This is a genomic window from Flavobacterium sp. ASV13 (assembly GCF_000745775.1).
GTDB lineage: Bacteria > Bacteroidota > Bacteroidia > Flavobacteriales > Flavobacteriaceae > Flavobacterium.
The window spans coordinates 329,936-354,601 of record NZ_JQJY01000005.1 but is presented as its reverse complement, the minus strand read 5'-3'; the positions used below and the strand labels follow the sequence as shown (position 1 = coordinate 354,601).

22 protein-coding genes are annotated in these 24,666 nt (G+C 33.0%); 15 read left to right on the top strand and 7 right to left on the bottom strand.

Annotated elements, in window-relative coordinates; all coding sequences use genetic code 11:
* The first annotated feature begins 284 nt into the window (after positions 1 to 284).
* Positions 285 to 2,063: an arginine--tRNA ligase gene (argS, locus tag GQ47_RS15420; RefSeq protein WP_035650209.1), complete on the top strand. Its 1,779-nt coding sequence runs from the start codon at positions 285 to 287 to the stop codon at positions 2,061 to 2,063.
* A gap of 119 nt (positions 2,064 to 2,182) precedes the next feature.
* Here argS and GQ47_RS15415 read toward each other — a convergent pair whose 3' ends face one another.
* Positions 2,183 to 3,088, bottom strand: coding sequence for a DUF6607 family protein (locus GQ47_RS15415; protein ID WP_035650207.1), 906 nt, complete (start codon positions 3,086 to 3,088; stop codon positions 2,183 to 2,185).
* Positions 3,089 to 3,191: 103 nt separating this feature from the next.
* Here GQ47_RS15415 and GQ47_RS15410 point away from each other — a divergent pair, with 103 nt between their 5' ends.
* From GQ47_RS15410 to GQ47_RS15360, 11 genes are all read left to right on the top strand, one after another.
* Positions 3,192 to 5,306 (top strand): TonB-dependent receptor plug domain-containing protein, encoded by a 2,115-nt coding sequence (locus GQ47_RS15410; protein ID WP_035650203.1) that lies wholly within the window; start codon positions 3,192 to 3,194, stop codon positions 5,304 to 5,306.
* A 17-nt stretch (positions 5,307 to 5,323) separates the two neighbouring features.
* On the top strand, positions 5,324 to 6,403 hold the full coding sequence (locus GQ47_RS15405) for an HmuY family protein (RefSeq protein ID WP_035650199.1): 1,080 nt from the start codon (positions 5,324 to 5,326) through the stop codon (positions 6,401 to 6,403).
* Positions 6,404 to 6,680: 277 nt separating this feature from the next.
* The gene (locus GQ47_RS15400; protein WP_035650196.1) at positions 6,681 to 8,162 is read left to right on the top strand and encodes an SGNH/GDSL hydrolase family protein; all 1,482 of its coding nucleotides are present in this window, start codon (positions 6,681 to 6,683) and stop codon (positions 8,160 to 8,162) included.
* Positions 8,163 to 8,244: 82 nt separating this feature from the next.
* Complete coding sequence (locus GQ47_RS15395; RefSeq protein WP_238567999.1) at positions 8,245 to 9,573, top strand: GDSL-type esterase/lipase family protein; 1,329 nt, start codon at positions 8,245 to 8,247, stop codon at positions 9,571 to 9,573.
* Position 9,574: 1 nt separating this feature from the next.
* On the top strand, positions 9,575 to 11,257 hold the full coding sequence (locus tag GQ47_RS15390; RefSeq protein WP_051951577.1) for an MBOAT family O-acyltransferase: 1,683 nt from the start codon (positions 9,575 to 9,577) through the stop codon (positions 11,255 to 11,257).
* A 353-nt stretch (positions 11,258 to 11,610) separates the two neighbouring features.
* The gene (gene ffh, locus GQ47_RS15385) at positions 11,611 to 12,963 is read left to right on the top strand and encodes a signal recognition particle protein (RefSeq protein ID WP_035650191.1); all 1,353 of its coding nucleotides are present in this window, start codon (positions 11,611 to 11,613) and stop codon (positions 12,961 to 12,963) included.
* 126 nt (positions 12,964 to 13,089) lie between these two features.
* A complete protein-coding gene (locus tag GQ47_RS15380) occupies positions 13,090 to 13,977 on the top strand; it encodes a bifunctional 5,10-methylenetetrahydrofolate dehydrogenase/5,10-methenyltetrahydrofolate cyclohydrolase (protein WP_035650704.1) in 888 nt (295 codons plus the stop codon).
* 218 nt (positions 13,978 to 14,195) lie between these two features.
* Positions 14,196 to 15,122 carry a magnesium transporter CorA family protein gene (locus tag GQ47_RS15375; protein WP_035650188.1) on the top strand — a complete coding sequence of 309 codons (927 nt, stop codon included), beginning with the start codon at positions 14,196 to 14,198 and terminating at the stop codon, positions 15,120 to 15,122.
* Between the two features lie 316 nt (positions 15,123 to 15,438).
* Positions 15,439 to 16,053, top strand: coding sequence for a hypothetical protein (locus tag GQ47_RS15370; RefSeq protein WP_035650186.1), 615 nt, complete (start codon positions 15,439 to 15,441; stop codon positions 16,051 to 16,053).
* 4 nt (positions 16,054 to 16,057) lie between these two features.
* On the top strand, positions 16,058 to 16,348 hold the full coding sequence (locus tag GQ47_RS15365) for a winged helix-turn-helix domain-containing protein (protein ID WP_026727744.1): 291 nt from the start codon (positions 16,058 to 16,060) through the stop codon (positions 16,346 to 16,348).
* A gap of 58 nt (positions 16,349 to 16,406) precedes the next feature.
* On the top strand, positions 16,407 to 17,801 hold the full coding sequence (locus GQ47_RS15360) for a DUF4153 domain-containing protein (protein WP_035650183.1): 1,395 nt from the start codon (positions 16,407 to 16,409) through the stop codon (positions 17,799 to 17,801).
* A 54-nt stretch (positions 17,802 to 17,855) separates the two neighbouring features.
* Here GQ47_RS15360 and rluF read toward each other — a convergent pair whose 3' ends face one another.
* The 3 genes from rluF to GQ47_RS15345 form a co-directional block, all read right to left on the bottom strand.
* On the bottom strand, positions 17,856 to 18,680 hold the full coding sequence (gene rluF / locus GQ47_RS15355; protein ID WP_035650181.1) for a 23S rRNA pseudouridine(2604) synthase RluF: 825 nt from the start codon (positions 18,678 to 18,680) through the stop codon (positions 17,856 to 17,858).
* An 88-nt stretch (positions 18,681 to 18,768) separates the two neighbouring features.
* A complete protein-coding gene (locus GQ47_RS15350) occupies positions 18,769 to 19,116 on the bottom strand; it encodes an antibiotic biosynthesis monooxygenase family protein (protein ID WP_035650179.1) in 348 nt (115 codons plus the stop codon).
* Positions 19,117 to 19,124: 8 nt separating this feature from the next.
* On the bottom strand, positions 19,125 to 20,276 hold the full coding sequence (locus GQ47_RS15345) for a cytochrome P450 (RefSeq protein ID WP_035650175.1): 1,152 nt from the start codon (positions 20,274 to 20,276) through the stop codon (positions 19,125 to 19,127).
* A 74-nt stretch (positions 20,277 to 20,350) separates the two neighbouring features.
* Between GQ47_RS15345 and GQ47_RS15340 the strand changes: the two genes are divergently transcribed.
* Positions 20,351 to 21,031 carry an ArsR/SmtB family transcription factor gene (locus GQ47_RS15340; RefSeq protein WP_035650172.1) on the top strand — a complete coding sequence of 227 codons (681 nt, stop codon included), beginning with the start codon at positions 20,351 to 20,353 and terminating at the stop codon, positions 21,029 to 21,031.
* A gap of 199 nt (positions 21,032 to 21,230) precedes the next feature.
* Here the strand turns inward: GQ47_RS15340 and GQ47_RS15335 are convergent, their stop codons facing one another.
* The 3 genes from GQ47_RS15335 to GQ47_RS15325 all read right to left on the bottom strand — a co-directional run bounded on the left by GQ47_RS15335 (position 21,231) and on the right by GQ47_RS15325 (position 24,058).
* The gene (locus GQ47_RS15335) at positions 21,231 to 22,088 is read right to left on the bottom strand and encodes an alpha/beta fold hydrolase (protein WP_035650171.1); all 858 of its coding nucleotides are present in this window, start codon (positions 22,086 to 22,088) and stop codon (positions 21,231 to 21,233) included.
* Positions 22,089 to 22,170: 82 nt separating this feature from the next.
* A complete protein-coding gene (locus GQ47_RS15330) occupies positions 22,171 to 22,950 on the bottom strand; it encodes a zinc ribbon domain-containing protein (protein WP_035650170.1) in 780 nt (259 codons plus the stop codon).
* Between the two features lie 13 nt (positions 22,951 to 22,963).
* A complete protein-coding gene (locus GQ47_RS15325; RefSeq protein ID WP_035650158.1) occupies positions 22,964 to 24,058 on the bottom strand; it encodes a Nif3-like dinuclear metal center hexameric protein in 1,095 nt (364 codons plus the stop codon).
* 106 nt (positions 24,059 to 24,164) lie between these two features.
* On the opposite strand from GQ47_RS15325, the gene GQ47_RS15320 reads away from it, so the two are divergent.
* Both GQ47_RS15320 and GQ47_RS15315 read left to right on the top strand, forming a co-directional pair.
* On the top strand, positions 24,165 to 24,407 hold the full coding sequence (locus GQ47_RS15320; RefSeq protein ID WP_035650155.1) for a DUF2683 family protein: 243 nt from the start codon (positions 24,165 to 24,167) through the stop codon (positions 24,405 to 24,407).
* Entirely contained in the window at positions 24,383 to 24,664 is a 282-nt protein-coding gene (locus GQ47_RS15315; RefSeq protein ID WP_035650152.1) for a Txe/YoeB family addiction module toxin, read from the top strand. The genes GQ47_RS15320 and GQ47_RS15315 overlap by 25 nt, the downstream gene beginning before the upstream one ends.
* The last annotated feature ends 2 nt before the right edge of the window (positions 24,665 to 24,666 follow it).

Genomic DNA, 24,666 nt, shown 5'->3' with positions numbered 1-24,666 from the left:
TTGTTTTTTTGTTTTTGTTAGATTTTTTTTGCTTTAAATGATTTCAAAGTCTCTATTAAGACTCTTTTATGATTGATATGTTACAAGAAAAACTTAATTTTTTTTCAATCTAATCCGAGATGTTCTGTTTAGTAGGAGATTAGCGTTTTAATTTTTTGATAATTTTAACATTCTTCTGAAAGGCTTTTTTAAGAAATTCTAAACGTTTTGTTCGATTTTATATGTTTTTCATTTTCTGTAATTGATGAATAAGCTGTATCTTTGCTCACTTTAAAATAAGTTACATGTCATTATCACAAATTCTTACACCTTCTATACAAAAAGCAATTCAGGCATTATTTGATGTTTCAGTTGATAAAATCGAATTTCAGACTACCAGAAAAGAGTTTGAAGGCGATATTACAATGGTAATTTTTCCGTTGTTGAAAGTCATTAAAAGTAATCCTGTTGAATTAGGAAATAAAATTGGAAACTACCTGGTTGAAAATGTTTCTGAAGTAGCACGCTTTAATGTAGTGTCTGGGTTTTTGAATATTGTTATTTCAGATAGTTATTATCTGAATTTCTTCAATGAAATTAAAGACAATAGTAAATTTGGTTACGTAACTCCAAATCCAGAGGACAAAGCAGTTATGGTCGAATATTCTTCGCCAAATACAAATAAACCTTTGCACTTGGGGCACGTTCGTAACAATTTGTTGGGATATTCAGTTGCTGAAATTTTAAAAGCTTCTGGAAAAAAAGTATACAAAACGCAAATTATCAACGATCGTGGAATTCATATCTGCAAGTCGATGTTGGCTTGGGAGAAATTTGGAAACGGAGAAACTCCGGAAAGTTCAGGTTTAAAAGGCGACAAATTAGTTGGTAAATATTATGTTGAGTTTGATAAAGCTTATAAAGCTGAAATCAATCAATTAATAGAAGCTGGAAAAACAGAAGAAGAAGCAAAAAAACAAGCTCCAATTATTGTTGAAGCGCAAGATATGCTTAAAAAATGGGAAGCTGGCGATGAAAAAGTAATTGAGCTTTGGAAAATGATGAACGAATGGGTTTATGAAGGTTTTGCAACTACTTACAATAATCTTGGAGTTAACTTCGATAAATATTACTACGAAAGCAATACTTATTTATTAGGAAAAGATGTTGTTAAGGTTGGTCTGGATAAAGGCGTTTTCGAAAAAGATCCAGACGGTTCAGTTTGGATTGATTTGACAGATGAAGGTTTGGATCGCAAAATTGTTTTACGTTCTGACGGAACTGCAGTTTACATGACGCAGGATATTGGAACAGCAATTCAGCGTGTAAAAGATATGCCAGATGTTGGTGGAATGGTTTATACCGTTGGTAACGAACAGGATTATCACTTTAAAGTATTGTTCCTAATCTTGAAAAAACTTGGTTTTGACTGGGCTTCAAGTTTATATCACTTATCATACGGAATGGTTGATTTGCCTTCAGGAAAAATGAAAAGCCGTGAAGGAACTGTTGTAGATGCCGATGATTTGATGCAAGATATGACTGCTACAGCAAAACAAATTTCAGAAGATTTAGGAAAATTAGACAGTTATTCTACAGAGGAAAAAGCGAAATTGTACAAAACAATTGGTTTAGGCGCCTTGAAATATTACATTTTAAAAGTTGATCCAAAGAAACGTATTTTGTTTAATCCGGAAGAATCTGTTGATTTTGCTGGAAATACAGGTCCGTTTATTCAATATACTTATGCGAGAAGTCAATCGATAATCCGTAAAGCTGATTTTGATTTTTCTGCCAAAACAAATATTGAAGAGCTTCACGAAAAAGAAAAAGAACTGATAAAACAAATCGAGCTTTTCCCAGAAGTAATTCAAAACGCTGCTCAAAATCACAGTCCGGCGTTAATTGCAAATTATACATATGATTTGGTAAAAGAATATAATTCATTCTATCAATCTGTTCATATTTTAGGCGAAGTTGATTTGACTAAAAAGATTTTCAGGGTACAGCTTTCTCAAAAAGTAGCAGAAGTTATTAAATCTGCATTTAATTTATTGGGAATCGAAGTTCCTGAGAGAATGTAACAATAAAAAAATAAAGATATTTTAAAGCCGATAGTTATGACTGTCGGCTTTTTTGTTTTCCAAAAAAAAGCCGGCAATCTAGAAATTACCGGCTTTATTTATTTAACTAACAATTTTTCTTATTTCTTAACGAACTTTTCGATGATAGCATCAGATTCTGCTTTTGTTGCTTCTGGTTTTAAATCAAATAAAAGAGAATATAAAGCTTTACGATCTACTTTTGCTTCTAAGTTTAAATCTTGATGTCTGTCAAAAAGAGTTTGCCATTTATCACGAACGTTTTTCCAAAGCACTTTGTTTGTTCCCCACCATTTTTGAGCAGCAGCACATTTAGAATCTGGAACTTTAGTGTAAACATCAAAACCTTTTTCTTGTGCTAACAAAACATCTTTTCCAGCGTCATCACGAACCAATTTGTCATTATCTTGCTCATGATTCCATCCAGTAGAAGTGATTTCGTGGATGTTTCTTCTTTTTAAAACATTATAATCATTACGTTTTGTTTGCTCTCTTCTAGGAAGCGGCGCATCGGCTACGTTTGCCCAGTAATCTTGTCCGTCAACATGTACCCAAGTTGATGATCCTTCGTAACGCGGACTATCATCTACTTGATATACTTTTTGAGTCCATTGACCTTTAACAGCCTTTTTATCTAACTTTTTATATTTCCAAGAAGTTCCTTTGTCAAAAGAATATAAGTCTGTGTTTTCATAAAGCCAGTCTTGTCTCCAGTGTTTGATAATCATATCATCGCTTACAATCAATAAATGCTGCATTACGATTTTATTAGGCGTATCTTCTAATAATTCAACCCATTCTAAAGCCGATTCGTGCTTAGTTTCAGATGGTTTATAAGTAAGAGAATCTTTAGGATATGAAAATGTTTCGGTAAAATTGAATTTCACTTCATAACAACCACACATTGATTTTATTGATTTAATGTCTTGTTGTTTTTTGTCCTGAGCGAAACCAAGACCACAAGTCAAAGCCATTACGGCCGATAAATAGAGGCTTTTTGTAATCATAACTTATTATTTTGTTTTTAATTTTTGCAAATATATATAATTTATTTAGAACAAATAAAAATAGTTTATATATTTGCGTCATTATTAAGACTGAATAAAAATAATGAAAATTAAAATTACCCTTCTTGCTGGACTTCTATTTTGTGCCTATTCTTTTGCTCAGCAAAAAGATAGTATTGTATCTCAGGAAAAACTTTCTGAGGTTGTTGTAACAGGACAGTTTGAGCCTCAATCCATAAAAAAATCTGTTTTTAACGTTCGTGTGATTTCAAATCAGGATATTCAAAATCTGGCAGCTAATAATTTAGCCGATATTTTAAATCAGTACTTAAATATTACTGTTAGTCCAAGTGGAACAAGTGGTCGTTCTACAGTTTCTTTATTCGGTTTAGATGCACAATATTTTAAAATATTGGTTGATAATGTTCCTCTTGTTAATGAAGCTGGTTTAGGAAATAATATCGATTTATCGCAAATTAATCTTAATGATGTTGATCATGTTGAAATTGTAGAAGGTTCAATGGGAGTTACTTACGGAGCTAATGCTGTAAGTGGTGTTTTGAATATCATCACTAAAAAATCTTCCAAATATAAATGGGGCATAAATGCATCAGTTCAAGAGGAAACGGTCAATAATGAATATTCTCTTTTTGATGAAGGACGTCACATTCAGTCTCTTAGAGTTTCTCATACTTTTGATAAAAATTGGTTTGTTTCAGCGGGAATAAATCGCAATGATTTTCAAGGATATTTGAATGACAAAAACGGAGAAAATTATGCTGAAAATGATGGAACACGTGGTTACAGCTGGCTTCCAAAAGATCAATTAAACGGTACGGCAACGATTTCATATCACAAAGACAATTTTCGTTTTTACTACAAATTTGAGTTTTTAGATGAAAATGTAGATTATTATAATAGTACGGTTCAATCTGGATATAACACCACTTTAGGTTCATATCGTTATGCAGATGATAAAAGATATTTTACAGACCGATATTTTCATAATTTAAATGCGACAGGAAGATTATTGTCGCAATTAAATTATAATGTTTCGCTTTCGCATCAAAAACAAGAGCGTGATGTTGAAAGTTTTAGATATAATATAGGAAGTAAGACAGAAAGCAATAATACGACTGTAAAAGATCAGGCGATGGAAGTGCTTTATTCGACAGGAACGTTAAATAATTTCTTTACAGATAAAACAGTAGATCTTCAATTAGGATATGAATTTGTCAATAATAAGGGTTTTGCATTAGTTCAGGAAGCAAATAATATTTTTACTCCAGTTCAGAAAACACTTGAGAATTATGATTTTTTTGCTTCGTCAGAAATTATGGCAACGCATAAATTTTCAATTCGACCAGGAATCCGATTTTCTGCTCAGTCTCAATTTAAAAATCAATATGCTTCCTCATTAGGTTTAAGATATTTATTTGAAAAAGGAATTGAACTTCGCGGCTCATATGGTAACTCTTTTAGAACGCCAACTTTTGATGAATTATATTCAAAACAAATATTCGACGGACACTTCTTTACAGGAAACGAAAACCTGATTCCTGAAACGAGTACATCTTACGAAACCAGTCTTAAGAAAATGACTTTATTTTCATCAGGATTGCAACTTTCTAACACTTTTGCAGGAAGTTATTTAAATGTAAATGATAGAATTGACATGGCATTGGTAAGGTTTAATCCAGATACTGGGAATCCAGAGTATCAATATATCAATATCAGCAAATACAGAATGTGGAATTTCTCAACTATGAATCAATTGAGAAAAGACAACTTCACATTCAATTTTGGTGCTGCATTAATTGGTATTTCTCAGAAAATAGACAATCAGGTATTTACTTCTGATGATCAATTTCTTTATTCTTTCAATTTAAATACAAGTTTTTCGTATACCGTTCCAAAATGGAAAACAATTGTTTCAGGATATTATAAATACAACGGTAAAACACGACAATATATTCAAGGTTCTTCTTCTTATGTTTTATCTGAAGTTGATCCAAGTAATTGGCTCGATCTTACTGCTCGACAAAATTTCTTCAAAGATCATTTTGAAGTTACAGTGGGAGCAAGAAATGTTCTTGATGTGACCAATGTAAGACAAACAGGTACCGCAAGTGCTGCTGGACATGCAGGACCAGGTGAGGTAATGCTTGCGTACGGACGTTCTTACTTTTTAAAATTAGCATATAACCTTAATCTTTAATATAAATATAGAATACAATGAAAAAGTTATTATTTTTATCAATCGCGTTACTATCACTAGCATCATGTTCTAATGATGACGACAATAAAGTTGAGATTCCAACTGTGGGAGAAACTTTGAAGACTTCTGTTGGTGGGCCAAACCAACCAAATCAACTTTATCTTGATTTAAGTGCTGCAGAAATTAAATCAGTAAACAGAGCGTCTTGGGATTTAGGATTTTCTTCTGGTTCAGAATTTAGAGTAATCATTAATGGTTCTCTTAAAATGGCTGTAAAAAAATTAGCGACTTCAGATATTACTTTGTCTCAGGTGGCTGATGCAAATGTTTCAGTTGGAGCAGGTGAAACCCTTGCATCTAATGGTTATGTTGATAACCCAACTGGAGTTTTAGCTGGTGCTGGAGCAGGTATCGGAACAGCAATTGCTGAAATTTCTGCTACTGATGCTGATAATAAAGTGTACTTGGTAAATCTAGGATTTGCAGTTTCTACTACTACACCAGGCGTTGGTTCAGTAAGTGTTGATGGAGAAGCTAGAGGATGGAAAAAAGTTAGAATATTAAGAAGTGGAAATGGATATAAAATTCAATATGCTGACTTAACTTCTACAACTTTTACAGAAAAAACTATCTCAAAAGATACAGACTTTAATTTTTCATTTTTTAGTTTAGTTTCAGGTAATACAGTTTCAGTAGAACCTGCAAAAGCGAAATGGGATTTAAATTTCACAACTTTTACAAATTACTTAAACATGGGAAGTGGCGAGGTAACATACGGTTATGCTGATTTCATCACTACAAACTCAAAAGGAGGAACACAAGTTTACCAAGTATTAACTTCTGTTAAAACTTATGAGGCTTTTGCAAAAGCAGATGTAGTTGAAGCAAACTTTACTGTTTCTGCAACAGATCAAAGAGTAATTGGAGCTAGCTGGAGAAATGGTGGTGGACCAACTTCATTGCCAAGTATTAGAACAGATCGTTTTTATGTTGTAAAAGATGCAGCTGGAAACTACTATAAAGTTAAATTCCTAGCTATGACAAATGATGCAGGTTTAAGAGGGAATACTACTTTGGAGTATGCTATCTTAAAATAATTCTTAAAATGAAAATCTAAAAATCATAAAGATTATTTCATTTTAACTTATGATGCTTCGGCATCGATGTTTAGTTAATCATTAGCTTTGTTTTTTTTATTTTTTTTGATAAAGAGGCCAGATTCGTCTGGTCTCTTTTTTGTTTTTTACTTTATTGATAAAAACAATTAATAATTAAGCTTTAATCTTATCTTTGCACATATTTTTTCATAAAGAATTAGCAGAAATTTCGCATAATTAATTTTTGCAATTCATCCTTCAAAACTTAAAATTACAAGTGAATACAAAGTCATATTTTTTTCAGTCTTTTGCCATTGTTGCATTAGCATTGGTCGCTTTTATTGGATTCAAGCAAATTTTGCCAGATAAGATTTTTTCTGAAAGCAAAATGAATTCAAAAAACGTGCTTATTGACAGCTTGCTTCTGGAAGCTGTTGCAAAAGATTCATTGGGTACAAACGACAGCCTCGATGCAATTGAAGATCAGGAAGGAAAAGAAGAAATTGTTTATGAAAATATCGAAGGAATTGAATTTCCATCTGAAACTTTTGATAATTATAAAGGATATCAATATCTGATTTCGTTTTATGAAAAATTATATCAATTAGAGAAGCATCCTGAATCGAATGTCAGAATTGCGTATTACGGCGATTCAATGACCGATGGGGATTTGATTGTGCAAGATGTAAGAACTAATTATCAGGAACGTTTTGGAGGAAACGGAGTTGGTTTTGTTTCCATAACTTCTGAATCGGCGGCTTCGCGTGGTTCGGTGAAATCTACTTATTCTAAAAACTGGAAAACACAGTCTTATTTGAATGTGAAAAAGCCATCAAGCCCTTTTGGTGTAAACGGACACGTATTTTTTGCTAATGATAAAGCAAATCTAACTTGGGTACAATATGAAGCAGGAACCAATAAATATTCAACAACTTTAGATAATCCGACTTTATTTTACGGAAGAGCTTCGAGAAATGGAAAAGTGAATTTCATTATCGGAAAAGATACTTTGAAGAAAAATTTGGCCCCAAATAATTTGATTAATACTTTAAAAGTAAGTTCAGGACATTTGAAAGCTTTCAAAGCTAATTTCATAAATGCAGATTCTATTCCAATTTACGGCTTCAATTTTGACAACGGAAGCGGCGTTCACGTAGATAACTTTTCACAAAGAGGAAACTCGGGATTGCCAATTTCGATGTTTAATGCTAGTGTAATGCAAGGTTTTAATAAAAGTTTGAAATACGATTTGATTATTTTGCATTATGGAACAAACGTATTGAATTACGGAACCAAAAATTATAATTGGTACGAAAGAGGAATGACAAAAACCGTTAATAAAATAAAAGAATCGTTTCCGGGAGTTTCAATTTTAATTGTCTCAACAGCAGATAAATCGACTAAATATGATTTAGAAATGAAAACCGATTCGGCTGTTGTACCTTTGATGAAAGCGCAAAAAAGATATGCGCTTGATACTGAATCTGGTTTTGTAAATTTATATACTTTGATGGGTGGCGACGGATCGATGGTAAAATGGGTTGATGAAACTCCGGCCAAAGCCAATAAAGATTACACGCACTTTAATCAGCGTGGAGCAAAAGCGATTGGAAATTTATTATACACTCAATTAAATAAAGGTTACGAAGAATATAAAATATTGCGTGAAAAACGTGAAGCTGTTGCGAATCAGCAAAGAGCAGCTCGAAAAACCAAAACAGATTCTACTTCTGTGAAAAATGATAGTGTAAATGAATAAACTGATTATTTTTTTCTGTTGTCTTTTTTTCTCTTCGAATGACAAGGCCCCAAAAACAGATTCACTTCCAACAACAAAAAATATGATTCACAAAGTCGATTCAATAGTGGCTGATCCTGTTTCTGATGATCAAATTTATAATGCGAAAGTACTAAAAGATTTTTTCGAAAAATTAAAGGAAAATGAAAGTCAGAACAATCAGAAAATAAATATTGTTCATATTGGAGATTCTCATATTCAGGGAGATTTGATGACCAATGAAGTGAGAAAAAAACTGCAGCATCAATTTGGAAATGGAGGTCGCGGTTTGGTTTTTCCATATCAGCTGGCAAAAACAAATGGTTCTTATAACGAACGTTTTTATTCGAACAGAAGCTGGGAAAGTTATAGAAATATTCTTCCTGCAAAAAATGCACCTATTGGTTTAAGTGGAATTGGACTTTGGCGTGATAATGGAGGTTTTGCTGTTGAATTGCGAGTGAAAGACATGGCATATAAATTCAATACCATTAAAATCATTACGCCTCAAAATCAAAATATGTTTGATTTGGCGACTTCTTCTCAAGTGAATTTGATTCAGTCAACAGAGAAAAAAGTAATTACGCATAAAATCAAAAAAGGAGAAGCAATTTCAACAATTGCCGACAAATACAATATTTCGGTTACGGATATTAAAAAAGCGAATGGTTTAAAATCGAATAATATTAGAGCGGGAAGAACCTTGAAAATTCCGACTAATGAAACCAAACAGAAAACGATTAAAAGCTCTGAATTTGTTCCGTTGAATGTAGAATCAGATTCTTTTTGTCATTATTACAACTCCGATAAAGCATTAGAAAAAATTTATTTGATTCCGAATAAAGAAGCTTCTAAATATGAATTAAACGGAATTGTTTTAGAAAAAGATGCGCCAGGAATATTGTATAGCGGTATTGGCGTAAACGGAGCCAAATATTCAGATTACAATAAATATCCTTTGTTTTTTGAGCAGCTAAAAGCAGTGCATCCAGATTTGCTTGTTTTTTCGCTCGGAACAAATGAAAGTTATGACAAACTTGAAGTTGAAGGTTATATTAGACATTTGAGAGAGTTTATAAGCAATATCAAAGCTCAAAATATAAATGTTCCTATAATCGTGATGACGCCGCCGCCATCTTTGCTTAGAAGAAAGCCTAATACTTATATTAGAGATTACACTAAAGAAATCTTGGAAATCGCGCAAAAAGACGGTTTTGCCGTTTGGGATTTATACGATGAATTTGGAGGTATGGACGGAATCCGAAAATTAAAAACTCAAGGATTAATTGGTCCAGATTGGGTTCATTATTCTAAAAAAGGATATGAAAAACAAGGGAACTTGTTCGCACAGGCAGTTTTAAAAGCATACGATAATTTTAAATCAAAGAATTAAATTGATAACAATAGATAGCATTAATGATTGGTTCATTCAAAATTTTGGTGCAATTACAATAGAACAAGTTAAAAGCTGGTTTGTTTACAATCCAGACGAAAAACTATTATTTAACACTGGGTTATTCTTAGGATTATTTCTGGTTTTTTATTTTGTGTATGCCTTTTTACGCAAAACATTTTATTTGAGATTAACGTATGTTATTCTCTTCTCGCTTTTCTTTTACTATAAGTCAAGTGGTGTTTACTTTTTACTTTTACTACTTTCCTCAGTTGTAGATTATGGATTGAGCCAGATTATTTATAGAGCAACAAAAGAAAGTTCTAAGAAAATATATCTTGTAATAAGTGTAATCTTGAATTTGGGATTATTAGGGTACTTCAAGTACATGAATTTCATGATTGTGACATTCAATGATATGTTTCATGGCAATTATCAGCTTCATGATATTTTTCTTCCTGTGGGAATTTCATTCTATACTTTCCAGTCGATGAGTTATATTATTGAAATTTATCGTGAAGAAATTAAGCCAACTAAAAACTACATCGAATATTTATTTTTCGTTTCGTTTTTCCCGCAGTTAGTTGCTGGTCCAATCGTGCGTGCGAAAGATTTTCTTCCACAGATTTATCAAAAATTAAATCTTTCGAGACAAGATGTAAATAACGCTTTGTTTTTGATTATTGGTGGATTGATTAAGAAAACGGTAATCTCAAATTATATTTCTGTAAATTTTGTTGATCGAGTTTTTGATACACCGTTGAGTTATACTTCTTTCGAGAATTTAATGGCTTCTTATGGATATGCGATCCAAATATATTGTGACTTTTCAGGATATTCAGATATGGCAATCGGAATCGCTTTATTGTTGGGATTCAAATTGCCAGTCAACTTTAGAACACCTTATAAATCAACTTCGATTACAGATTTTTGGAGAAGATGGCATATTTCGCTTTCAACTTGGTTAAAAGACTTTTTATACATTTCGATGGGAGGAAACCGAGAAGGTTCTTTCGCTGGATATTTATTTCCAAGTTTATTTTTCTTCGGATTATTGCTTTGGGGAATCACAAGTTACAATACGAGTATAATTCCATTGATTGTTGCGTCCGTTTCAATATTGCTTTTTTGTTTGTCGTTTTTGCTTTCCAGCAAAAAGAAACAAACTTTGGTAACCAATTTAAATTTATTCACCACAATGCTTTTGGGCGGATTGTGGCACGGAGCAGGAGCACAGTTTATTGTTTGGGGAGCATTACACGGATTAGCGTTGGCGATTCATAAAATTTTCGTGGAGATTTTCCCATCCAAAAAAGATAAAAGTCCAAATTTCTTATGGAGATTTTTCTCCATCCTAATTACATTTCACTTCGTAGTTTTCTGCTGGATCTTCTTCCGTGCAAGAGATTTCGAAACGGCATTACAAGTAATTAACAATATTGGACAATTAACATTCGAACCAGAACTTTGGAAAACAATTGTAATTGGTTATAAAAACGTATTCGGATTAATGTTGTTTGGTTACGTTTGGCACTTTTTGCCAGAAACGTTCACGAACGGAATGAAATCTGTTTTTGATAAAACACCGATCTTGGTAAAAGCAATAATTCTGGGATTCGTTTACTGGATTGTATACGCAACAGCAGTAGCAGGATCTCAACCATTCATATATTTCCAGTTCTAAAATAAAGTTACAAAGTGACATAGTTACAAAGGCGCAAAGGTTTTTCTTAGCGCCTTTTTTGTTTCACGTAGATTCTGCAGATTTGAGCAGATTTAATTTCTCAGATTTTAGATGATAATCTACATAAATCTGCGTAAACAAAAACTTTAAGCTTTTGTTGCTTTGCGAATAATCTGCAAAATCTATGCAATCTGCTAGAGGGAAAATTGCAGTTGCATAATTCGAGAAAGTAGTGAAATTCGTGGCTAAAAACCTTTGTCCCTTTGTAACTTTGTCCCTCTGAACCTTAGAAAATAAAAATTGCCTGAAATATCTAATTAGATTATCTTTGCACTTCAAATAAAGAAAATAATATGTTTGATAATTTAAGCGATAAGTTAGATAAAGCGTTCCATATATTAAAAGGACACGGTAAAATTACAGAAGTAAACGTTGCCGATACTTTAAAAGAAGTGCGTCGTGCATTACTTGATGCCGATGTTAACTTTAAAATTGCTAAAGATTTTACAGCTAGAGTAAAAGACAAAGCAATTGGTCAGGACGTACTTACAACCTTACAACCAGGACAATTATTAGTTAAACTGGTAAAAGATGAGTTGACGGAATTAATGGGTGGAGATGTTGCTGGTGTTAACTTATCAGGAAATCCAACTGTTATTTTGATGTCAGGACTTCAGGGTTCTGGTAAAACTACTTTCTCAGGAAAATTAGCCAACTTTTTAAAAACTAAGAAAAATAAAAAACCACTTCTTGTAGCGTGTGATATCTACCGTCCTGCGGCAATCAATCAGCTTCATGTTGTTGGAGATCAAATAGGTGTTGAGGTTTACTCAGAACCAGAAAACAAAAATCCTGTTGAGATTGCACAAAATGCAATCAAACATGCAAAAGCAAACGGTTTCAATGTTGTAATTGTCGATACAGCCGGACGTCTTGCAGTAGATCAGGAAATGATGGACGAAATTGCACGTGTTCACAAAGCAATTCAGCCTCAGGAAACATTGTTTGTTGTAGACTCTATGACAGGACAGGATGCTGTAAACACAGCAAAAGCGTTCAACGATATTTTGAATTTTGATGGAGTTATCTTAACGAAATTAGATGGTGATACTCGTGGTGGAGCTGCACTTTCAATCAAATCGATTGTAAACAAACCAATCAAATTTGTTGGTACTGGAGAAAAAATGGAAGCAATTGATGTTTTCTATCCAGAACGTATGGCTGAGCGTATCTTAGGAATGGGAGACGTTGTGTCGCTTGTTGAAAGAGCTCAGGAACAATTTGATGAAGAAGAAGCTAGAAAACTTCAAAAGAAAATCGCGAAAAACGAATTTGGTTTTGATGATTTCCTAACGCAGATTCAACAAGTGAAAAAAATGGGTAATATGAAAGACTTGGTTGGAATGATACCAGGTGCTTCAAAAGCCATGAAAGATGTAGAAATCGAAGATGATGCTTTCAAACATATCGAAGCAATCATTCACTCGATGACTCCGGGTGAAAGAAGCAAGCCGGCCATTATTGACGTAAAAAGAAAAGCCAGAATCGCTAAAGGTTCCGGAACTAAAGTCGAGCAAGTAAATCAGTTAATGAAGCAGTTTGACCAAATGAGCAAAATGATGAAGATGATGCAAGGTCCGGGCGGAAAAAACCTGATGAAAATGATGGGCGGAATGAAAGGAATGCCAGGCGGAATGCCGAGATAATAAAATTAAAAGTTTCAAGTTTCAGGTTTCAAGTTAGAGACTGAAATTTGAAACTTTTTTCGATTAATAATATTTGGTTTCACAAGTAACGTGAAGCATGAAACTTTAAACCTGAAACAAAACACAATGCAACTACTAGACGGTAAAAAAACATCTAACGACATTAAAAACGAAATTGCAATCGAAGTTCAAGCTATAAAAGCAGCTGGAGGAAAAGTGCCTCATTTAGCAGCAGTTTTAGTTGGAAACAATGGTGCAAGTTTAACTTATGTAGGAAGTAAAGTAAAATCATGTCAGGAAATCGGATTTGATTCAACTTTAGTAAGTCTGCCGGAAACAATTACTGAGGACGAATTGCTTGCTAAAATTAAAGAGTTGAACGAAGATGATAATCTAGATGGCTATATCGTTCAGTTGCCTTTGCCGAAACATATTGACGAGCAAAAAATATTATTAGCAATCGATCCAGATAAAGACGTAGACGGATTTCATCCAACGAACTTTGGTAGAATGGCACTTGAAATGGAAAGTTTTATTCCAGCAACACCATTCGGAATTATGGAATTGTTAGAGCGTTACAAAGTTGAAACTTCAGGAAAACATACAGTTGTAATTGGAAGAAGCCATATCGTTGGACGCCCAATGAGTATCTTGATGAGTCGTAAAGGAAATCCTGGAGATTCTACAGTTACATTAACTCACAGTCGAACTAAAGATTTAGCTGAATTCACTAAAAATGCTGATATTATCATCACAGCCTTAGGAGTTCCAGAATTCTTGAAAGCAGATATGGTAAAAGATGGAGTAACAGTTATCGACGTTGGAATTACTCGCGTAGATGATGCTTCAAATCCAAAAGGATACGTAATCAAAGGTGACGTTGATTTTGATGGCGTAAGCAAAAAAGCATCATTTATTACACCAGTTCCGGGTGGAGTAGGGCCAATGACAATTGCGATGTTGCTTAAAAATACACTTTTAGCACGCAAAATGAGAAGCGCAAGAAATAAATAATTTCTTTTCAAAATACTTTGCAAAGCCTGTTCATTTGAGCAGGCTTTGTTGTTTTTAATATTTAATTAATAGTTTAAAGTTTTGGTTCTTAAAAATAAAGGATACTTTTGCACCACTTAAAAAACACTTCTCCAAATGGACGATTATTATTCGTTAGTATTTAATTAAAAGCAGCTTTTGAAATTTCAAAATGCTGCGATAAAAACCTGTATTTTGAAATGAAAGCCTTTTACACAAACGACAACGGATTACTAGAAATACCAAAATGGATTCCAAATTGCTGGATAAGTATCGAGGATCCTACAGAAACAGAAAAAAAATACTTATTAGAAGAACTTCAAATTCCCGAAGCATTCTACAATGATATTGAGGATATTGATGAAAGACCTCGTATAGAAGTCGAAGACGGGTGGACACTTATTATCATGCGTGTTCCTATAAAAAGTAACGATATTAAACTTCCTTTTCAAACCATTCCGATGGGTGTGATTTTCAAAGATGATATCTGCGTAACAATTACTTTTTACAAAACAGAGGTTATATATGATTTTATGTTGTATTCACGACGCAAATGCATTCAGGTAAAAAACAATTTTGACTGGGTTTTGAGATTGCTTTTGTCATCGAGTGTTTGGTATCTAAAATATTTGAAACAAGTAAATCAAAAAATAAAACTGGCCGAGGATAATTTAGAGAAATCTATTAAAAATGAAGAGCTGCAAGCATTGCTTCAAATTGAAAAATGTTTGGTTTTCTTTATTACATCTTTAAAAGCAAATGATGTTTTATTTCAACGCATTAAAAATCTAAAAGCACACAAAGCAGAGTACGATTTGGATTTGTTAGAAGATGTTGAAATCGAATTAAGTCAGGCACAAGACACGGCAAATATTTATAGCAATATCTTGACTGGAATGATGGATGCTTATGCCTCGGTGATTTCAAATAATATGAATAACATCATGAAGCAGATGACTTCAATTTCGATTATCTTAATGATTCCAACTCTAATTGCCAGTTTGTACGGAATGAACGTACCAAACGGTCTAGAAGAAAGCAAATACGGAATCTGGATTCTACTTTTAGTCTCTATCATCTTATCAACTTTCGGAGTCTTTTTATTCAAAAGAAGAAGATGGTTTTAAATTAAAAATTCACAACAACAAAAGCCTGTTCATTATGCGAATAGGCTTTTTTCGTTTTATATGCTTTGGGCGTGACCGTCTCGTTGCAAAAGGGCAAATATGCTTTATGGTTATGCGCCCTTTTGCAACGAGACGGTCGGGCTATCCGCTCCGCCGCGGCGGATAGCTCCTATCCCTCACGCAACTCACAAGTCCTTTTCTATTTCTGTTAGCTTTTTAGAACTTGACGGGTAGAATTTTCAACTAGAAAAAAAAGTGTTTTTTTATTTGTCAATCCAAAATAAATAATAACTTTGTATTGCAAAGTACTTTTATTATGAATCAGAAACACCAAGAAGATTTAGCACACATTCGTTCCATGATGGAGCGTTCTTCACGATTTATATCATTAAGCGGACTTTCGGGAGTCTTTGCTGGACTTTCGGCCTTAATTGGCGGTTTGTATGTGTATCAATTGTTTAAGATAAATGGTATTGAGTATTTTACAGATGATCATATTTTGTTATCTGGAGATTTGGTTTTTCATTTATTCCTGACAGGAGTTGTAATTTTAGTTTGTGCATTTGTATTTGGAGCCTTTTTTACAATCAGAAAATCGCGAAAATATAATTTGCCAATTTGGACATCGGCAACAAAAAAGATGCTGTTTAATTTAGCCGTTCCATTAATGGCGGGAGGTATTTTTTGTTTGGCTTTAATCTATCACGGATATTTCGGTTTAGTTGCGCCATCAACTTTGATATTTTATGGTCTTGCAGTGATAAATGCCGAAAAATATACATTTTCAGATATAAAATATTTGGGCTTTTTGGAGCTTATTTTAGGAGGTATTTCGCTTTTTTATATAGGTTATGGTTTGATATTTTGGATCATTGGATTTGGAATTCTACATATTATATACGGATTAGTGATGTTCAAAAAATACAAATAACCCAATGGGAATTATTGATAAACTAAATAAAGATTTTGAAAGCCGTGTCAGACTGGGTATTATGTCCGTTTTGATGGTTAACGACTGGGTAGATTTTACCGAGATGAAAACTCTTTTGAATATCACCGATGGTAATTTAGCAAGTCATGCCTCAGCGCTTGAAAAATCAGAATATATTGAAGTTAAAAAAGAATTTGTTGGAAAGAAACCTCGAACTTCCTATCAGGTAACTGCTTTAGGACGTGCGGCTTTTAAAGAACATCTTTCTTACCTTGAAAAATTAATGAAATCTTAATAACTATATTTTTTTGTCTACTAACTTTGAAATACAAAGTACTTTTAATTAAATAACCATGAAAAAACATCACATTATTTTAGTTTGCAGTTTTATCTTTTTACTGCTTTTTTATAGAGAAGATCCAGGACTTAACTGGTCTATTTTTGGACTTGTATTAACGGGATTTATTTGCTACTTCTTTCAGGATAAATTTACTGAAAGAACACATTTAATATTGGTCATAACATCGGTTTTGTCTTGTTTGGCTTTCGGATGGTACGGTGATGCGGCTTCTTTCTTTGCAATGGCAATTTCGATTTTGTTTTTGCAGTTCAAAACGCAGGACAATAAATTAAAAATCGTTCAGGTTTTTCCATTGATAATCCTAAACGGAATAACTTCTTTAGGGCGCATCTGGATTTTCAAACAATGGCTTCCAGAAAAGCAAATTCATAACAATTTTGCTAAAAAGTTGGTTGCTTTTGTTTTAATTCCAGCTATTTTTCTAGGATTGTTTTTCATTGTTTATTCTTTTGGAAGCGAACACTTTTCTTCTCTTTTTACAGATTATCAATTAGATATTGATATGCCACAGTTTTTGCTGTTGAGTATTGCAGGTTTTTATATTTCATTTAGTTTTTGGAATTATTGGGTTCCTGAAGTTTGTTATGAAAAAAATGAGCTTCTTGATAATGAATTTAAAAATATTGCCGAAGTCAAAAACCAGAATACATTTTCATTCCTAGATTTAGATTTCGAAAGAAAAAGTGGTGTAATTACTTTGGTACTTTTAAATTTGATGCTTTTGGTTTTTATTGCAACTTACAATTACGAACAGTTTTTTGAAGTAGCTACGGCACAGGCTTCTAAATTGAGTGCTGATACACATGAAAGAGTAAATTCTGTTATCCTTTCAATTCTAATGGCGGTTGGCGTAATTATGTTTTATTTCAAAGGCGGATTCAATTTTGATAAAAAAGCAACTCTTCTTAAAACACTTTCTAAGATCTGGATTTTTCTAAATGGAGTTTTGATTGTAAGTACCTTTGTCAAAAATGCTGAATATGTTTCATTTTTTGGTTTAACATATAAACGTTTGGGGGTTTATGCTTTTCTTATTTTGGCAATTATTGGTTTAGTTTATACTTTTTTGAAAATAGCAAAACAGAAAACAAACGCTTATTTAGTAAATCAAATGGTTTGGTATTTTTACGGAACGGTTCTTTTATGCAGTTATGTAAATTGGGGAAATCTAATTACAAATTATAATATCTCTGTAAATAAAGGAGTGACACCACAATTTCTAAGCAGTTTGAATTTTAATGACGACACTCGAAGAACCTATTTTTCACAAAACCATTTAGATGGAGGCAAAACTGAAATACAAAGAGAGGAATTGATCGATTTTTACCAAAACTCTACTTTCCTTTCTAAAGCATTGTACTACGATTTTCTAACGGAGAAAAAATAAGAAATTAAAAATCCCGAACTGTTTTATGGTTCGGGATTTTTTTATGATTTCACTTTAGTTATCGCCTCTTTTTTTAAATCGGGGATCGTGTTTTGAGATAAATGTTGTTCTTCTATTGGAAGTTGGTTTCGGACTTTCAACTTTTGGAAAACTTGCTTCTTCGGTTTTACTCGAAGGCTCAATCAACTGATTTAATTCTTTAATTTCAGCATCCGTCAAATCGCGGTAACGACCAACTGGAACATCTAAAGAAATATTGATAATTCTGATACGTTTCAACGCCGTAACTTCATAACCTAAATATTCAGACATTCTTCGAATTTGTCGGTTTAAACCTTGAGTCAGAATAATTTTGAAAGTGTATTTGCTGATTTGCTCAACTTTACATTTTTTAGTTACCGTATCCAAAATCGGAACACCATTTCCCATTCTCTGAATAAAACGATCTGTGATGGGTTTGTTTACTGTAACCGTATATTCTTTTTCGTGATTGTTTCGGGCGCGCAAAATCTTGTTTACGATATCACCGTCATTCGTCATAAAAATTAATCCTTCACTCGCTTTGTCCAATCTTCCAATCGGGAAAATACGTTTTGGGTAATTAATATAATCAACAATATTGTTTCGAACTTCTAAATTGGTTGTACATTCAATTCCGATAGGCTTATTGAACGCCAAATAAATCATTTTTTCGTGCTTTTCCACGATTAATTTTCCGTCTACGCGTATTTCATCATTTGGCGAAACTTTGGTTCCCATTTCTGGCACAACGCCATTTATTGTCACACGTCCTTCTTCGATAAGTTTATCGGCTTCACGACGAGAACAGAATCCCGTTTCGGCAATAAATTTATTAAGACGTTTTAAATTTTCTTCCATACTGCAAAAGTAGGCAAAATTTAAATTTTAAGCTTTCATTTCAGATTTAAAAAGCTTAGTAGCTTAGAATCTTAGCATCTCAGAATCTTTATCGATGATGAAATTCTTTGCTGTCTTCCGGAGTTTCATTTCTTTCAAACATTCCATAATCGCGAACAACAGTTGCAATTCGTAAATGATAATCTTTAAAAACTTCATTTCTGCCTTTTTCCTGCGCCTGACGGTGCATTTCAAGATTTCGCCATTGTTGAATGCTTTTTTCATCTCTCCAAAATGACAAAGACAAAATTTTTCCGGGATCAGCCAAGCTTTGAAATCTTTCTATAGAAATAAATCCATCAATATGGTTTAATTCAGGTTTTAGATTTGCGGCTATATCTAAATATTCATCTTTTCTTCCTTCATTCGGAATAACTTCAAAAATTACAGCTATCATATTTTTATTTATTGTAATGAAATCCAAATTGCTTTTGGCAGTCTGGCGTTGATCATTGGTTCGTATTGTATGTTATTTTCTAAAAGTTGTATCGTTTTATAATTATCAAATAAAAACCATAAAGCATCAGTGGCTAAATGGATTGAAAAATGTTTGGCGAGGCACATATGTCCGCCAATTCCAAAAGTTAGATTTTCGTTATTGTTGCTTCTTTCAATGTCAAAGTTAATTGGATTTTCAAATTTTTCAGAATCAAGATTTGCCGATGCAAGTACAATTAATATCTGATCACCTTTTTTAATTTGGCTTTCGCCGATAGAAATATCTTCTACAGCAATTCGTCTTGTATTATGAATTGGAGGATCAAAACGCAACGTTTCAATAACCGATTTTTGTATTTCATTTTTATTTGAAAACGTCTTGTAGTTCAGAATCTGCAAAAATGAATTACTTAAAATTCCTCTTCCGGCATCAAAACTCTGAATGAATAATCCAATTAAATTGCTAATGCTTATTGTTTTAATTTCGTCAAGCGAAAGAGAATTGGAGTTAGGAATTTTGGATGATAAAGATTCGAAAAAATGTAATGAAGAAAGCTGTTTTTCTGCAATTGAAAATATCGCTTCTGAAATTTCATTGATAGAATTTACTTGTATTTCTGTTTTCTGCGGAAGCATTATTTTAACCAAAGATTCAATTTCATTAGAAACAAAATCACAATCCTTTTCTTCAAAACCAAAACTTTTTAAAACAACTAAAACGGGCAACTTTTTGCAAACCGAATTTACCCAATCGATTTTGTTTTCAGTCAGATCACTTTTTATTAATTGAGAAATAATCGAATTAATATCAACTGATTTCATTTTTGAGAACAGCAACATTGCAATTTCTTTTGAAATTTCATGCTGAATTCCGTTTGATAGTCGTGTCAAATTATTTAAAATTTCTAAAGCCTTTTTATTCAGTTTTTGTTCGTTGTTCGCATTTACAACCGGAATTTCGGCTTTCGAATTTTTTAAAATTGAAACGCAATCTTCATAAGAATATATTGCCCATATTTTATTCGTTTCATCCCAATAAACCGGATTGTTTTGCAACATGGTTTTATAAATCAAATAAGGATTGCTGACATCAGATTGAAGGAATAAAGTCGGATTCATGTGGAATGTTTTTAGCAAAGTTATTTAACTTTACAAGGCAATAGTTCATTCTGTACTTAACTATGAAAATTTAGATGGAAGATCAATTTATAAAAACGGCATCTTTAATTGGCGACCCAACGCGCGCCTCAATTCTATGGACTTTAATGAACGGAAGAGCTTTTACAGCCACAGAATTAGCGGTTTCTGTAAATACTTCACCACAAAATATAAGCATGCATTTAGGAAAACTTCTCGATGCCAATTTACTTTGTGTAGAAAAACAAGGCCGTCATAAATATTATAGATTTTCGAACAAAGAAGTCGCGTACGCCCTTGAAGCAATGGCAAGTTTGGTTCCGAAACCTGAAATTCCTTCAAAAAACAAACCCGAAAAATATCCTCCAATAAAATTCTGCCGAACTTGTTATGATCATTTAGCCGGAAAAATTGGCGTTGCGTTGACGGATAGTTTATTGGAACAAAATATTATTAAAGAAAATAATAATGCGTTTGAAATTAGTACCGAAGGCAAAAAATGGTTTTCTGATTTTGGAATTAATTTAGAAGATGCTCAAAAGCAAAAACGAATATTTTTAAAACCATGTCTAGATTGGAGCGAACGAAGAAATCATATTTCAGGTTCAGTTGGAACTTTGCTTTTCAATAAAATGCTGAAAGAAGATTGGCTAAGGAAAACTGAAAATTCCCGAGCAATAATTGTGACTGCAAAAGGAGAGAAGGAGTTGTTGAAGTATTTTAAAATTGTTATTTAGACAACTTAGACTTCTTAGATTATTAGAATTTTAGATTTAGAACTTTATATTTTCGCGTAAAGTTTGTCATCCTGAGCGAAGTCGAAGGGCACGCAAGAAACCCGTTCCTAAAATCGCCGATCTTTGTACAGCTTCTCGCGGAGATTGCTCGTTCCTCGGAATGACAAAAAAGAGAAACCTCTGTCCCTTTGTCGCTTTGTTACTTTGAACCTTCAAACAAAAACTCAATCACCTTATCATACAATTCATCATCATGCATTCCGTGACCTAAACCAGTTGTTTCAATAAATTGACTGTTTTTCCAATTGCTTGCTATTTTTTTTCCTTCTTCAAAAGCAACAATTTTATCGGAAACATCGTGAGCAATCAAGCCCGGAATATTAAATTCTGAAGCAAATTTTTGCCCTGAAAAATCTTCTAATTTAAAATTGAAACGATCAAGAAATTTGCTTTCCAAAAGCGAAAACATTTTGGTATTCAGGCTCAGCATTGATATGTAATTGTCAATCAAAGTTTTCAATTCAGATGGCGCTCCCAGAATCACCATTTTATTAATACTGGTATTCGGAAATAAATATTGATGATATATAGATGCCGCACCGCCAATAGAATGCCCGATAATTATTTCTGGCTGATATTTTTCGACTGCCTTATTAATAAATTCTGCGTAAAGAGGAACATTGAATTCTTTTCCACTACTTTGCCCGTGCGCTGGCGCATCAATTGCGATAATAGTGCTTCCTGATTTTTGCAGATGAGGTAACGTTTTTTTCCAACGTGAAGCATTGCTTTCCCAGCCGTGAACCAATAAAATTTTGGTTTCATTTCCTTTCCAGATATAGGTTTGAAAATGATGTTCGTTATGATGGAAAATTTCTGTTTCTGTATTCTTTAAAACTTTTGGTAGTTCTTCTTTTTGCAACCTTCCAATTCTTGGCTGGCTAAAAAGTGCATAAGAAAGTTCAACGGCTTTTTGCGGACGCACATAACTCAAAAGGTTAATATAAGATCCAACTGATTTTAATGTAATGAAGCGAATGCCTTTTTTAATTCCCAAAACTTAAATTTTTTCTAAAGGTAAAAAATATGATTTTAATCTGTGGCAAAAAAAAAGTCCCGATTTAATCGGGACTTGATATTTAGAATTTTGCGAACAATTGTTCCATTTTTTCTTTTTCTTCTTCAGCTAATTGCGTATCAACTAAAATTCTTCCAGAGTGTTCATCAGTGATGATTTTCTTTCTTGAAGCAATTTCAACCTGAGTTTGTGGTGGAATTGTAAAGAAAGATCCTGCAGAAGCTCCTCTTTCAATAGAAACTACAGCTAAACCATTACGAACACTGCTTCTGATTCTGTTGTAAGCAGCTAATAATCTGTCTTCGATTTGAGAAGCATATTCAGCAGATTTCTCGCTCAAGAAAGCTTCTTCTTTCTGAGTTTCAGCCATGATAGCATCTAATTCAGATTTTTTATGTTTTAAATGAGAGCTTTTAGCATCAAGTTTTTCTTTTAAATTAGAAATAACTTCTTTTTTGTGCTCGATAGAAGCTTTCATTTCTTTGATTTGCTTTTCAGCTAATTGAATTTCCAATTCTTGAAATTCAACCTCTTTAGTCAAAGAATTAAATTCTCTGTTATTACGAACTGATTCTTGTTGTTTTGTGTATTTTTTGATAACCTCTTTGTGCTCCTCAATAGCATTTTTCTTAGCTTTGATTTGCTCCTCAATCACTTCAAGTTCACTTTTCAGTTTCTCTGAACGCGTGCTTAAACCTGCAACTTCATCTTCTAAATCTTCCACTTCTAAAGGAAGTTCTCCTCTCACGTTTCTGATTTCGTCAATTCTAGAGTCAATAAGCTGTAAATCGTATATTGCTCTTAACTTGTCCTCAACACTTAATTCTTTCGTATTCGCCATATTCTATAAGTTTCTATAAGTACTTAACTGGATTTGTATTTTCTTCTGATAAAATGATGGCAAAATTAAGGATTTTTTTTCGAAGATAATCAACAATATAGTTTTTTGTATAGCGTTCGCTCTCAAAATGACCAATATCTGCTAAAAGTAGTCGGTTTTCAGCCTCATAAAATTGATGGTATTTTAAGTCGGCGGTCAAAAATGCATCGGCTCCTGCCTGAATTGCATTTTTTATGGCAAAACTTCCTGATCCGCCCAAAACAGCCACTTTCTTTATTTTTTTTCCTAAAAATGCCGAATGGCGGATTCCGTCGGCAATCATTTTGTTTTTTACGAAGTGAAGAAATTCCTTTTCATCCATTTCATTTTCAAATTCGCCAATCATTCCCAAACCAATATTTTGATGCGAATTCTGTAAATCATAAATTTCATAAGCGACTTCTTCATATATATGATTGGAAAAAAGTGCTTTTAAAATTCTGGATTGTAAATGTTTTTCAAACGTAACTTCGATTTTTATTTCTTGAGTTTCGGTCAATTCATGACGTTCTCCAATAACAGGATTACTTTCAGAATTTCCTTTATAAGTTCCAATTCCTTCCGAATTAAAACTACAATTGTCATAATTTCCAATCGTTCCTGCGCCAGCATCAAATAGAGCCTGACGCACTTTTTGAGCATTTTCTGGAACGGTATAAGTGACCAGCTTTTGAATAAAATTCTGTTTCGGAATTAAAACCTTGGTATTTGTCAAACCCAAAGCATCACAAAATATTTTGTTTACTCCAGCCGAATGATTGTCTAAAGCGGTGTGAACGGCATAAATCGCAATATCATTTTTGATTGCTTTTAAAATGGCGCGTTCAACATAATTCTTTCCAGTAATTTTTTTGATTCCCGAAAATAGAATTGGATGAAAACAAACCACCAGATTGCAGTTTTTCGAAATGGCCTCGTCAATTACATTTTCCAGAGCGTCGTGGCAAACCAAAACGCCTGTGCTTTCGGTTTCAGCATCTCCAACTAAAAGTCCTACGTTGTCAAAATCTTCCGCATAAGCCAAAGGAGACATTTCTTCGAGAACTGAGATTATATTTTTGATTTTCATTTTGGTGATTTCAAATTTTTGTTAGTACAATTACCTTGTACTAAATGTGTGAAAAGTTTATACTAAATACAAATTTAGTACATTTGTAATATAAAATTTATAAGTTATGACAACTATAAAAATTAACGAACATACGAAGACAGGAAAAGCATTTATGGAAATGTTCGAAGCTTTTTTTAAAGGTCTTGATGGTATCGAAATCATTGAGACAGATGGTTATGGACAGGTGAACGAAGAGGAAAGTCCATATAATCCAGAGTTTGTGGATATGGTTTTAAAATCAGCTAAAAGTAAAAATAGTACAGAAATTAATCCTAAAGACGTATGGGGAAGTTTAGGATTGAAATAAAAGAATTAGCAAAAAAGCAAATTATTCAACACTATAAATCTGGAGATAAAAAAAGTATTAAAAATATTGAAAAAATTCTATTAGAACTTTCTGAAACTCCTTTTGAAGGGATTGGAAATCCGGAACCTTTAAAATATGAACTTACTGGTTTTTGGTCGAGAAGAATAAATCAAAAAGACAGAATGATATATTATCTTGAAGATGAAACGGTTACCGTTTTTGTCGTTTCAGCAAAAGGCCATTATTCTGATAAATAATT

What these genes read in the sequence shown, in the direction of transcription:
- argS (WP_035650209.1), top strand. Translation starts at nt 285, where the DNA reads ATGTCATTATCACAAATTCTTACACCTTCTATACAAAAAGCAATTCAG.
- GQ47_RS15415 (WP_035650207.1), bottom strand. Translation starts at nt 3,088, where the DNA reads ATGATTACAAAAAGCCTCTATTTATCGGCCGTAATGGCTTTGACTTGT.
- GQ47_RS15410 (WP_035650203.1), top strand. Translation starts at nt 3,192, where the DNA reads ATGAAAATTAAAATTACCCTTCTTGCTGGACTTCTATTTTGTGCCTAT.
- GQ47_RS15405 (WP_035650199.1), top strand. Translation starts at nt 5,324, where the DNA reads ATGAAAAAGTTATTATTTTTATCAATCGCGTTACTATCACTAGCATCA.
- GQ47_RS15395 (WP_238567999.1), top strand. Translation starts at nt 8,245, where the DNA reads ATGATTCACAAAGTCGATTCAATAGTGGCTGATCCTGTTTCTGATGAT.
- ffh (WP_035650191.1), top strand. Translation starts at nt 11,611, where the DNA reads ATGTTTGATAATTTAAGCGATAAGTTAGATAAAGCGTTCCATATATTA.
- GQ47_RS15380 (WP_035650704.1), top strand. Translation starts at nt 13,090, where the DNA reads ATGCAACTACTAGACGGTAAAAAAACATCTAACGACATTAAAAACGAA.
- GQ47_RS15375 (WP_035650188.1), top strand. Translation starts at nt 14,196, where the DNA reads ATGAAAGCCTTTTACACAAACGACAACGGATTACTAGAAATACCAAAA.
- GQ47_RS15370 (WP_035650186.1), top strand. Translation starts at nt 15,439, where the DNA reads ATGAATCAGAAACACCAAGAAGATTTAGCACACATTCGTTCCATGATG.
- GQ47_RS15365 (WP_026727744.1), top strand. Translation starts at nt 16,058, where the DNA reads ATGGGAATTATTGATAAACTAAATAAAGATTTTGAAAGCCGTGTCAGA.
- GQ47_RS15360 (WP_035650183.1), top strand. Translation starts at nt 16,407, where the DNA reads ATGAAAAAACATCACATTATTTTAGTTTGCAGTTTTATCTTTTTACTG.
- rluF (WP_035650181.1), bottom strand. Translation starts at nt 18,680, where the DNA reads ATGGAAGAAAATTTAAAACGTCTTAATAAATTTATTGCCGAAACGGGA.
- GQ47_RS15350 (WP_035650179.1), bottom strand. Translation starts at nt 19,116, where the DNA reads ATGATAGCTGTAATTTTTGAAGTTATTCCGAATGAAGGAAGAAAAGAT.
- GQ47_RS15345 (WP_035650175.1), bottom strand. Translation starts at nt 20,276, where the DNA reads ATGAATCCGACTTTATTCCTTCAATCTGATGTCAGCAATCCTTATTTG.
- GQ47_RS15340 (WP_035650172.1), top strand. Translation starts at nt 20,351, where the DNA reads ATGGAAGATCAATTTATAAAAACGGCATCTTTAATTGGCGACCCAACG.
- GQ47_RS15330 (WP_035650170.1), bottom strand. Translation starts at nt 22,950, where the DNA reads ATGGCGAATACGAAAGAATTAAGTGTTGAGGACAAGTTAAGAGCAATA.
- GQ47_RS15325 (WP_035650158.1), bottom strand. Translation starts at nt 24,058, where the DNA reads ATGAAAATCAAAAATATAATCTCAGTTCTCGAAGAAATGTCTCCTTTG.
- GQ47_RS15320 (WP_035650155.1), top strand. Translation starts at nt 24,165, where the DNA reads ATGACAACTATAAAAATTAACGAACATACGAAGACAGGAAAAGCATTT.
- GQ47_RS15315 (WP_035650152.1), top strand. Translation starts at nt 24,383, where the DNA reads ATGGGGAAGTTTAGGATTGAAATAAAAGAATTAGCAAAAAAGCAAATT.